Source organism: Maridesulfovibrio ferrireducens (genome assembly GCF_016342405.1).
Taxonomy (GTDB): Bacteria; Desulfobacterota; Desulfovibrionia; order Desulfovibrionales; family Desulfovibrionaceae; genus Maridesulfovibrio; species Maridesulfovibrio ferrireducens_A.
Window position 1 is genome coordinate 279,380 of sequence record NZ_JAEINN010000001.1, and the last position, 11,609, is coordinate 290,988.

General features: G+C 44.2%; 8 protein-coding genes. 6 read left to right on the top strand and 2 right to left on the bottom strand.

All coding sequences use genetic code 11. From position 1 onward, the window contains the following. The first annotated feature begins 134 nt into the window (after nt 1–134). From JEY82_RS01230 to JEY82_RS01250, 5 genes are read left to right on the top strand one after another with little or no spacing between them, the layout of a single operon-like run. Nucleotides 135–1,445: a nucleotide sugar dehydrogenase gene (locus JEY82_RS01230; protein WP_304081819.1), complete on the top strand. Its 1,311-nt coding sequence runs from the start codon at nt 135–137 to the stop codon at nt 1,443–1,445. 5 nt (nt 1,446–1,450) lie between these two features. Then, entirely contained in the window at nt 1,451–2,149 is a 699-nt protein-coding gene (mqnB, locus tag JEY82_RS01235; protein ID WP_304081821.1) for a futalosine hydrolase, read from the top strand. 59 nt (nt 2,150–2,208) lie between these two features. After that, on the top strand, nt 2,209–3,177 hold the full coding sequence (locus JEY82_RS01240) for a polyprenyl synthetase family protein (protein WP_304081822.1): 969 nt from the start codon (nt 2,209–2,211) through the stop codon (nt 3,175–3,177). Between the two features lie 29 nt (nt 3,178–3,206). Next, entirely contained in the window at nt 3,207–5,699 is a 2,493-nt protein-coding gene (locus JEY82_RS01245; RefSeq protein WP_304081824.1) for an HDOD domain-containing protein, read from the top strand. Between the two features lie 46 nt (nt 5,700–5,745). Continuing rightward, a complete protein-coding gene (locus tag JEY82_RS01250; RefSeq protein WP_304081826.1) occupies nt 5,746–8,724 on the top strand; it encodes a phosphoribosylformylglycinamidine synthase subunit PurS in 2,979 nt (992 codons plus the stop codon). A 146-nt stretch (nt 8,725–8,870) separates the two neighbouring features. On the opposite strand, the gene groL is transcribed toward JEY82_RS01250, so the two are convergent. Both groL and JEY82_RS01260 read right to left on the bottom strand, forming a co-directional pair. Then, a complete protein-coding gene (groL, locus tag JEY82_RS01255; RefSeq protein ID WP_304081828.1) occupies nt 8,871–10,457 on the bottom strand; it encodes a chaperonin GroEL in 1,587 nt (528 codons plus the stop codon). Nucleotides 10,458–10,515: 58 nt separating this feature from the next. After that, nucleotides 10,516–10,788: a co-chaperone GroES gene (locus JEY82_RS01260; protein ID WP_092160244.1), complete on the bottom strand. Its 273-nt coding sequence runs from the start codon at nt 10,786–10,788 to the stop codon at nt 10,516–10,518. Nucleotides 10,789–11,300: 512 nt separating this feature from the next. On the opposite strand from JEY82_RS01260, the gene JEY82_RS01265 reads away from it, so the two are divergent. Continuing rightward, the gene (locus JEY82_RS01265) at nt 11,301–11,573 is read left to right on the top strand and encodes an HU family DNA-binding protein (protein WP_092160242.1); all 273 of its coding nucleotides are present in this window, start codon (nt 11,301–11,303) and stop codon (nt 11,571–11,573) included. The last annotated feature ends 36 nt before the right edge of the window (nt 11,574–11,609 follow it).

Genomic DNA, 11,609 nt, shown 5'->3' on the forward strand with positions numbered 1-11,609 from the left:
AGCAGTTTTATATGGGCTGCCACACATTGTCTACCCCTCTGTCAGTAGTTTGTTGATAAAAATTTTAGTTATTAAGTAATGAATAGAGTTGTCGGTATCCGTTTTTCCGGAAAAACATTAAAGGACAAGATGTTATGATAAAATTTGAAGATATTAAAGATAAGAAAACTTATGTCGCAGTCGTCGGGCTTGGTTATGTAGGGTTGCCTCTCGCTGTTGCTCTAGGACGTCATTTTAATGTCTTGGGGCTGGATATTTCTGAACAGCGTATAAGAGAACTTCGTACCGGCTATGACCGCACTGCTGAAGTTCTTGAAACAGACTTTCATAATTTTGTAGAATTCAGCAGTAATCCCGCAGACCTTAAAAAGGCAGGGATTATTATCATTGCTGTGCCTACTCCGATTGATGAAGCACGCAATCCTGATCTTCGTCCGGTCGTAGGTGCGTCCACCATGGTCGGTAAAAACATGTCTGAAGGGGCAATTGTTGTATATGAATCAACAGTCTATCCCGGTCTTACCGAAGACATCTGTATCCCTATTCTTGAAAAAGAGTCCGGTCTTGAATGTCAGAAAGAATTCGGAGTCGGCTATTCACCCGAAAGAATTAATCCGGGCGACAGAGAACATACCTTGCAGACAATTGTAAAGGTTGTAGCCGGTAGTTCTGATGAAGTTACTGAACTTCTTGATAATCTATACTCGACCATTGTTACTGCCGGAACTCATAGAGCTTCATGTATTAAAGTTGCTGAAGCCGCGAAAGTTATTGAAAATACTCAGCGTGATCTTAACATCGCATTGATGAATGAGCTTTCCATGATTTTTGACCGTCTGGGTATTGATACTCTTGATGTGCTTGAAGCTGCCGGAACAAAATGGAACTTTCTTCCATTTCGTCCAGGTTTAGTCGGCGGTCATTGTATCGGAGTTGACCCTTATTATCTTACTACAAAGGCAGAAGCTCTTGGTCATCATCCGCAGGTTATTCTTGCCGGTCGTAAAATCAATGACTCTGTAGGTAAATTTTTGGCTGAAACCACAATCAAACAGATGATTGATGGAGACAGCAAAGTTAAAAACGCTAAAGTTGGTATCCTCGGTTTGACCTTTAAGGAAAATGTTCCGGATCTGCGTAACACCAAAGTTGTTGACGTTGTTGAAGAACTGCGTTCTTTCGGTGTGAATGTTCTTGTTCATGATCCTTATGCTGATCCGAAGGAAGCTGTAGAAGAATACGGACTGGAAACAGTACCTTTTTCCGAGTTTAACGACCTTGATGCGCTTATTCTTGCTGTTTCACATAAGGAATATCACAGTCTTGGTTTTGATGAAATTAAGAGCTGGTTCAGAAAGCCTGAAAATGCTTTGATCATTGATGTAAAATGTTTCTTTGACCGGGATGAATTGACTAAAGCCGGAATTAGATTCTGGAGACTTTAAAATCTGTGAAAACTATTCTTTTTGTCACTGCGACTGTAAAAGAAATGAAAGCCGCCCTTGGCGGAGTGTGCATACTGCCAGCGTTAAAGCAGGCAGTTGCGGTTCCTTTTGATTTTCGTGGCAAATCAGGTTTATTGCTGGTCACCGGTATTGGAATTATTAATTCGGCTTTTGCATTGGGGCAGGCTCTTGCAAAATATGAAATTGAGCTTGTTGTTCTTGCCGGAGTGGCAGGAACCTTCGATCCGGAACGTTTTTCTGTTGGATCTGCATGCGTTGTAAAAACGGAGATCTGGCCGGAATACGGGCTTAAAACAGAAAAAAAAGTCGACCCGAAAGGGCTTGGTTTTAGTTTAGCTGAAGTAGATAGTAAACCGATATGGGACAGAGTTGATCTTTGTTCAGGCAGTGCTCTTAAAAAGTCAGTGCTTGACCGATTTGAAAAACTGCCCGAAGCTGTTTCTTTAACAGTAAGCGGAGTTACTGCAACGGCGGAAGAAGCCTTAAGATTAAAAACTGAGTTTGGGGCGGATATAGAAAATATGGAAGGTTTTGCAATCGCGTATGGATGTACTCTTTCGGGTATACCCGTATGTCAGGTGCGAACTGTATCGAACCTTGTGGGATCAAGAGACCGGAAAGATTGGGATTTGCAAGGAGCTTTAGTCGAACTCGGCCGAATTTGTTCTCCTTTGGTTAAGTAACCTCTCCCTATTTTTTGCTGTGCTTCTTTCCACTCACAACTGGGATAATTCATACGCGGATGACTGAGTTATTAGCCTATTTTGAACAAGAGTTGCCTAAGATAAACGGTTTTTTGGATGAAGAGACCGATAAGCTTGAGGGGTTGGTAAAGGGGGTTGCAAAGCATGTATTGCTTGCTCCCGGTAAACGGATACGTCCGATTCTCACCATACTTTCTGCCCGGGCTTTAGGATATTCAAAGGAAGATATTTATCCTTTAGCAAGCTCACTTGAGCTGCTGCACGCTGCAACCTTGCTTCATGACGACATACTAGATGACGCTGATCTGAGAAGGGGAGTTAAGGCTTCACATCTTGTTTTCGGTATTACAGAGACCGTTCTTGCCGGGGATGTTCTTCTTGCTCTTGCCAATTTAATCGGTGCTGATTACGGGAAATCCCGTATAAGTTCGATTCTGGCTTCAGCTATAATGTCCACAGCAGAAGGTGAAATTCGGGAAATAGCACATATTTCAGAGCCGAAAGTGGACCGTGATATATATATGGATATTATCATAGGTAAAACTGCAAGGCTTCTTGAAGCTTCATGCCGCATCGGGGCAGCTGTTGCTTGTGATGACGTAGAACTTGAAGACGCTCTCGGAGATTTCGGCCTTAATATGGGCATTGCTTTTCAACTGGTTGACGATGCTCTTGATTATGAATCTCCTGTCGGAGATACCGGTAAGCCGGAAGGCGGAGATTTGAAAGAAGGCAAGGTTACTTTACCTTTAATTCTCTATCTTGAGATGTTAGAGGATAAGGAAGCTGAGTCTTTGCTTGCTGAAATTAAAAATCGTACTCTTTCTGATGCTAGGCGGGATGAGGTGCTTGAAAGTATACGTGCGCTTGGGTTGGGAACAAAAACAAGGCAATCCGCAGCCGAATACATTGAAAAGGCTAAAGCTTGTCTGACTCCATTGTCTGACAGTGTTGAAAGTCGTGTTCTCAAGCTGTCCGCTGACTTTGTTTTGACCCGCCGCAAGTAGGTGTAGTTTAAAAACAGGAGCCGAGACCTATGAGTCTGGACGAGATCCTTGAATCACCACGGCTGATGATGAAGCTCAGCTTTCCTCCGGTGATGCTTCAACTGATGGAGGAGGCTGCCAAGCCTGAGCCTGATTTTTCTGTGTTGGGAAAAATTATCAGCATGGACCCGGCTCTTTCAACTACCATACTTAATCTGGTCAACTCTCCTTTCTATGGTTTGTCACAGGAAGTTTCAGATCTTAAGCGTGCTGCGATAGTTCTGGGAACGAGAGAGTTGCTCAATCTTGCGGTTACTGTTTCGTTTCAAAAACATATTTCTGACCATCTTGAGAAACAAGACTACAAGATTTACAGCGATTGGATGCTCACCGTGTGGGGAGCTATTTCCGCTCAATTGATTGCTTCCAGAATTTGTCCTGAGTATGCTGACAAGATGTATCTTTGCTGTCTTCTTAAAGATATATCCTTGTTGTTTCTCAGATGTGCTGCCCCTGATGAAATTCCTGAGATGTTTTCAAATGATTCGGTTACAAGATCTTATTCCGGTCAGGCAGAAGCTGAGAATGATAGTTGGGGCATGACTCATGGAGCACTCAGTCAACTTTTGCTTTCTCGCTGGAAACTTAAGACTCTTGAATGTCCATCCATCCTGCATCATCATTCTTTAGAAGAATTAGATTCTTTCGATTTGCCGACTCAGGCTGTAATTCTGGGTACTAAGTGGGCCGAGATGGAACTGGGCAATTCTTCTGCTCCTTTTAATGTTTTGCAGTTTGAAGTTCAGCTTCAAAACGCTTTGGATATGGATGAAGAAACTATTGAAGATTTTAGAAGTGTTTGCCGTACTAAATTTCAATCCATGCTTAATACATTGGGAATGGATGAAGGTGGGAGTGGAACCCATTTTTATAACCATTCCATAAAGACACTTCAAGCCAGTTATTTTATGAGCCTCGAGCTTCTTACAGCCGAAGGTGGAGTGGATTCAATCTCCCGGATAATAGGGCGCCATGTTAAGCTTAACTGGGATATAAATGAATGGGAACTTGTTCTTAAGTCTCCGGATTTTGATAAATATTATTTGTATAGAGTCGGAGAGTCAGGACTGGAAAGGGTTTTCTCACAGGTTGATAAAAAAGACCTCAAGTGGACTGTGCGAGCTGATGGTATAACCATTTCCAGCCGTGGTGTTTTCCTTGGTGAGTTTCGGTGTTTGTGTCCGGGGCTTTCTGAGAGTGAGAAGAATGATTTAAAATTATATTTCAGATTTATAGGTCAGGCTTATGAGCATTACAGCCTAAGGCAGCATTTGCTGGAAGGGCGGGCTGTAACTCTTGAAACTCTGCCTCTCGGGATTGCCCGCCTAGATATTCAGGGCAGTGTTCTTGATATGAACGATGAGATGGTACGTATTATTGGAGGAACTGGAATCTCCGGAGCGAAGGAGTTCAGTGAATTATTTAATATGGGTGTCGGTGCTGGACTTGGCAAGGGATGGGCTGAGTTTCTTGCAGATAACTCCAAAACTTCTTTCAGCAAAATCCTTTGTGTAAGACTTCGTACGGGTGGAATCCCGCGTGATGCATGCCTTTATATTTCTGCATATAAGCAGAAAAGTGGAGAAGATTGGCTCATTTCGGTAATTATGGAAGATGTTCGCGAAATTTCGGAAACTCAGATTCAGGCGCTTAAGCAGAAAGATTTTCTGGAAGGTCTTATTGATTCCATGCGTGATGTTGTTTTCACTGTCGATGTTCGCGGAAATATACATTATGTATCATCTCGCTATTCCAAAATTTTTCTAGGACGTAATCTCTTTGATATAGCGACTCCCTCAGGTGCTTTTACCGGCCGATGGGGTCCTGAACTGTTTGAGCAGCCTAAATCTGTTGTGGAAGTTTTGATGAAAAGAACGGATTCTACTGGATTACCGTTTGAACTTGTCATCAGTAAGCTTGAAGGGGCGGGTGAGAAATATTTGATCGTCGCCCGAGATATGACTGCTATCAGAAGGCTGGAAGAAAAACTGAAAAAACAGGCTGTCTTTGACGGACTGACAGAGTTGTTCAATCATACTCAGTTCAACACGATGCTCGGCCGTGAAATAACCCGTAGCAAAAGAACCGGGCGTCCTGTCGGTATATTGTTTTTTGATTTGGACGGGTTCAAAAAAGTTAATGATACAGAGGGACATCAGGCCGGAGATGATGTCTTGAAAAGTGTCGCAGTTATTTTGAAGGAAGAACTCAGAGCAGGAATGGATTTTCCGTGTCGATACGGCGGAGATGAGTTTGGAGTGATTGTTACAGAGGTCCGGCCTGAATCCCTTGAAATGATAGGGAATAGAATTCGGATGAAAATAGAGACTAAATTTTCAGGAAGAGTCACCATCAGTGGCGGTATGACCGTTTATGAAGATGGAGATTCTCCGGTCAGTATGCTTAAGCGGGCTGACACAGCGGCATATGATGCCAAGGATTTGGGTGGTAATTTGTTGAAATGGGCGAAAAAAGAATCTTGAGCGTACAGCTGAGATTTTATTATTTATATTAAAAAAGGAGATAACCATGCTCTGGCGGGTTGAGGTTGGTCTTAAAAAGAATGTCCGGGATGTTCACGGGAATAAAGTTTCCCGTAAAATCAGGGAAGAGCTCGGCATAGAAGCCGGCGAAGTCCGGACCATTAAAGTTTATACTGTTGAAGGTCTTGAAAAAGCCGATATTGATAAGGTGCTGGAGCTTGGAGTTCTGCATGATCCTGTCCTGCACATTCCGTCTCTTACCCCTCTTGCGGCTGACTTCGCCTGGAATTTGGAAGTCGGATTTCGTCCGGGTGTAACGGATAACGAAGGTCGCACTGCAAAAGAATCTCTGGTTCTGGTTATTAATCCTGAAGATGCTGCAAAAGTTAAGGTTTACACCTCTACTCAGTACATTTTTTCAGAAAAGCTTGAGAAAGAGCAGATTGCATCTATTGCAAAAGATCTTTTAGCTAACGAATTGATTCAGCGTTACGAAATTTGTTCTGCTGACGAATGGGAAAAATCTCCCGGATTTGAAGCTAAAGCGGCTCAAGTCACAGGCAAAGCCAGTGACGAAGTTGCAATTATTGATCTTCTTGCAATGAATGATGATGAAATGATGGCGTTCAGCCGTGCAAATACTCTCGCCATGAGTATTGAAGAATTTCATTCCATTCGTGATTACTACTCTGATCCCGAAGTTCTTGCAGAACGCAAGAAAATGGGGATTGATCCTAATCCCACAGATGCTGAACTTGAAGCTCTTGCACAGACATGGTCTGAGCACTGCAAGCACAAAATTTTCAGTTCTAAAATTGAATACGAGAACAGAGAGACCGGAGTATCTACTACCGTAGACAGTCTCTACAAATCCTGCATTCAGAATACCACCAAGGAAATTCGTAAAGACAAAGGCGATGATGACTTTTGTCTGTCAGTTTTCAAGGACAATGCCGGGGTTATCAAATTTAATGAGAAGCTGAATGTTTGCGTTAAAATGGAAACTCACAACAGTCCTTCCGCTCTTGACCCTTACGGCGGAGCGCTGACAGGAATTGTTGGTGTTAACCGCGACCCTATGGGAACCGGACTGGGTGCAAACCTTCTTTGTAACACTGATGTTTTCTGTTTTGCTTCCCCTTTTTACGAAGGAGAACTTCCTCCGCGTTTACTTCATCCTCGCAGAGTTCTTGAAGGAGTTCGCGAAGGTGTTGAACACGGCGGTAATAAATCAGGTGTGCCTACTGTAAACGGTTCCATTGTTTTCGATGAAAGATACCTCGGTAAACCTCTTGTTTATTGCGGAACTGTCGGAACAATGCCCGTCAAGGTTGCCGGACGTTTGAGCCATGAAAAGAAAGCCCAGGTCGGCGATATTATCGTTATGACAGGTGGTCGTATCGGTAAAGACGGAATTCACGGCGCAACTTTCTCATCCGAAGAATTGCACGAAGGATCTCCTGCTACAGCTGTTCAGATTGGTGACCCTATCACTCAGCGCAAGATGTATGATTGCCTCATGCGCGCCCGTGATACCGGGCTATATAGTGCTATTACTGATAACGGAGCCGGCGGGTTGTCTTCTTCCGTTGGAGAAATGGCTGAAGATACCGGTGGCTGTGATCTCGATCTCGCTAAGGCTCCGCTTAAATATGACGGTCTTAAGCCTTGGGAAATTCTTGTTTCCGAAGCTCAGGAGCGTATGACTCTGGCTGTTCCTCCCGAAAAGCTGGACGAGTTCATGGCCTTGGCAAAAGAGATGGACGTTGAAGCAACTGCGCTCGGTACTTACACAGACAGCGGTATCTATAATATCAGATACGGTGATAAGCCTGTTGCAGCTCTTCGTATGGACTTCCTGCATGACGGTGTGCCTCAGATGCAGCTTAAAGCTGTCTGGGACCGTCCAGTTGTTGATTTCAAAGGTGAGCCGGAAGTTAAAGATCATACTGCTCTGCTTAAAGATATGCTTGGCAGACTTAATATATGCAGTAAAGAATACGTCATCCGTCAGTATGACCACGAGGTTCAGGGACGCAGTGTCGTCAAACCTCTGGTCGGTAAGAAGCAGGACGGTCCCGCTGATGCCGGTGTGCTGAGACCTGACCTTGATTCCGATAAGGGGCTTGTTGTCTCTCACGGAATATGTCCTAAGTTCAGTGACCTCGACACATACTGGATGATGGCTAATGCCATTGATGAAGCTGTCAGAAATGCCGTAGCCGTGGGTGGTGACATTTCACACATGGCCGGAATTGATAACTTCTGCTGGTGTGATCCGGTTCAATCCGAAACAACTCCTGACGGACATTACAAGCTTGCTCAGTTGGTCAGAGCTAATCAGGCTCTTTCTCACTTCAGCCGCGCATATGGCGTGCCTTGTATCTCCGGTAAAGACTCAATGAAAAATGACTACAAGGGCGGGGGCGTAAAAATATCCATTCCTCCAACGGTCCTTTTCTCTGCGGTCGGGATTGTTCCTGATGTTAATAAGTGCGTCACTTCAGATTTCAAGAATCCCGGTGATTTTGTGTATGTTCTAGGTATTACCAGAAATGAACTTGGCGGCTCGGAAGTTTCTTCTCAGCTCGATTTTGTTCATCCTTCTGTTCCGCATGTAGAAGCTCTTACTGCCCTTAAACGTTATGAAACAGTTCAGACAGCCATGAGCCAGGGGCTTATTTCAGCCTGTCATGACCTTTCTGACGGTGGACTCGGAGTTGCTCTTGCTGAGATGTCAATCGGCGGTAGAATCGGCGTAGAGGCTGATCTTTGTTCCGTTCCTTCCGAGTATGGTTTGAGTACTCTAGCTATCCTTTACAGTGAATCTGCAAGTAGATTTGTTGTGACTGTATCGCCTGAGCATGCTCAGAAGTTTGAAGCCCTCTTCGAAGGACAGGTTTTCGGACGTATAGGTATGACAACCGGACTTGATACTTTCGGCCTTGCAGAAGGAACAACCGGAATAGTCAGAAGCAAGATTCACCTTCTTGCAGATGCCTTCAAAGGCACTCTCGACTGGTAGATTCTGTACGAAATATTGCTTTTAGAAGAGCCGCATCGGTTAATTTCGATGCGGCTCTTTTTTATGGGAAGAGATAGGCAATTAAAAAGGCCCGGAAGCGTGAGCTTCCGGGCCTTTAATATTTATAACCGTGAAGTTAAAGACTTCTATTCGTCGTCTTCAACAGCGTCGGAGATGGAGCATTCGGTTGTCAGCAGAAGGCTGGAAACTGATGCTGCATTCTGGAGAGCGATACGGGTAACCTTTTTAGGATCGATAACACCGGCCTTGATAAGGTCTTCGTATACACCAGTTGCTGCGTTAAAGCCGAAGCCGTCTTTGCCTTCAGCAACTTTTTCAACAACGATAGAACCTTCGAAACCAGCATTTTCAGCGATCATGCGAAGGGGCTGCTGAACAGCACGGCGAATGATACCGATACCGGCAAGCTCGTCATCGTTACCTGATTTGAGGTCGTCGAGAACTTTAGCGCAACGAACAAGGGCGGTTCCGCCACCGGCTACGATGCCTTCTTCAACAGCTGCGCGAGTTGCGTTAAGAGCATCTTCAACGCGAGCTTTCTTTTCTTTCATTTCGATTTCAGTTGCTGCGCCGACTTTGATTACTGCAACTCCGCCAACAAGCTTGGCGAGACGTTCCTGCAATTTTTCGCGGTCGTAGTCAGAAGTAGAGTCAGCTGCCTGACTTTCGATTCTGCGTACACGAGCTTTGATATCATCAACAGAACCGGCACCGTCAACAATGATTGTGTTTTCTTTGTCGATTCTGATGCGTTTAGCAGTTCCGAGTCCGTCGATAGTCATAGCGTCAAGGGACAAACCTACGTCTTCAGATACAACCTGAGCACCGGTCAGAACAGCGATGTCCTGAAGCATTTCTTTACGGCGGTCACCAAAGCCAGGAGCTTTGATAGCACAAACCTGAAGGTTGGCGCGGAGTCTGTTAACTACGAGAGTTGCAAGAGCTTCACCGTCGATGTCTTCTGCAACGATGAGCAGAGGACGGGACATTTTGAGGACCTGCTCAAGAATGGGCAGAAGGTCTTTCATGCTGGAAACTTTCTTTTCGCAGAGAAGGATCATAGGATCTTCAAATTCGCAGACCATTTTGTCTGTGTCAGTTGCGAAGTAAGGAGAAAGGTATCCGCGGTCAAACTGCATGCCTTCAACTACATCCAGTTCAGTCTTCATGGATTTAGCTTCTTCAACAGTGATAACGCCTTCTTTACCGACTTTGTCCATTGCTTCAGCAAGGATTTCGCCGATTGTGGAATCGCTGTTTGCGGAAATTGTTCCGACCTGAGCGATTTCAGATTTATCACGAGTTGGTTTAGCAAGTTTGTTGAGTTCATCAACAATAGCTGAAACAGCGGCGTCAATTCCGCGTTTGATGGACATTGGGTTACGTCCGGCAGCAACGAGCTTTACACCTTCAGCAAAAATGGACTGAGCAAGGACTGTTGCGGTAGTTGTACCGTCACCGGCGATGTCGTTGGTTTTGGAAGCAACTTCCTTAACCATCTGTGCGCCCATGTTTTCAAACTTGTCCTCAAGGTCGATTGCTTTAGCAACTGTAACACCATCTTTGGTGATTGTTGGTGCGCCCCAGGACTGTTCGATCACAACATTACGACCACGGGGTCCGAGTGTTACTTTTACAGCGTCGGCGAGAGTATCAACGCCGATTTTGAGATGTTCACGTGCTGTTACATTAAATTCAATAGCTTTAGCCATTTAAAGATCCTCCTGAGAGAAATTCGTTTGATTTATATATAGAGGCGCTAGCGGAAAATTATTCAACAACTGCGAGAATTTCTTCTTCGCGCATGATGATGAAGTCTTCACCATCAATAGAAAGTTCGTTGCCTGCATATTTAGCGAAGAGCACAACGTCACCTTCTTTTACGGACATGGGAGCTTTGTCTTTACCTGGTCCGGCTGCAGCAACAACACCTTTCATAGGCTTTTCCTGAGCGGAATCAGGGATGATAATACCACCGGCTGTTTTCTGTTCGCTTTCCAGACGCTTAATGAGTACGCGATCCTGTAACGGTTTGAGAGTCATGTTTCCTCCTGAACTAAATAAAGTATTGGTTGATAATCACTTAATAATCTGCGGGGTTGTGGCAGATTCTTCTTTGATTTTTAAAGTCGAGTTGCCTATTGTGTCATTCAAGGCAGTTCGCTTCATGCGTATGAAGTTGAATTAAATTAAGACAGAAGAGCAATATGTCAACACCGTATAATGAAAAAAACGGTATTAAAGTATTTGATTTTGCTTTTCGTTGAAAGGAGTGATCTGTATATGTCTCTTAATTCAAAAAGTATAGAAATTATACGGTTCAGCTTGACAATTAGCAGTTCTTCCCTGTAGTCCGCCACGTCCAGCCAAAAAAGGTTAAATAATGTTTTGCTTTTGTATAAAGCTTGATTTGATATCATTCTGATAAAAGTAATGCTTAGTCAGTTATGATTTGATATTACCCTATGGCTTTTTATTGTTTAATGGTGTAGTGGGCCTGTTGGGGTACGGATATACCGCTCGGGTTGCGGTTTAAAAAAATGAAGGAGTTTATTATGAGTAAGACTGTTCTTGTTAAGAAGTTCCGGGAAAAATTAGACATGAGTGCTAAAGATGCTTCCGCAGCGATTGACGGAGTTCTCGGTGCAATTGAAGATGGGCTTAAGGAAGAAGGCAATGTGACCCTTACTGGTTTCGGTACATTTAAAACTGTTGAACGTTCCGCACGTACAGGTCGTAACCCTCAGACTGGCCAGGCCATTGAGATCCCTGCTTCTCGCGGAGTAAAGTTTGCCCCCGGAAAATTTCTTAAGGACGCAGTTAAATAAGCTTATTCAATATTGACTGTTAAGCCGCTTCCGGGG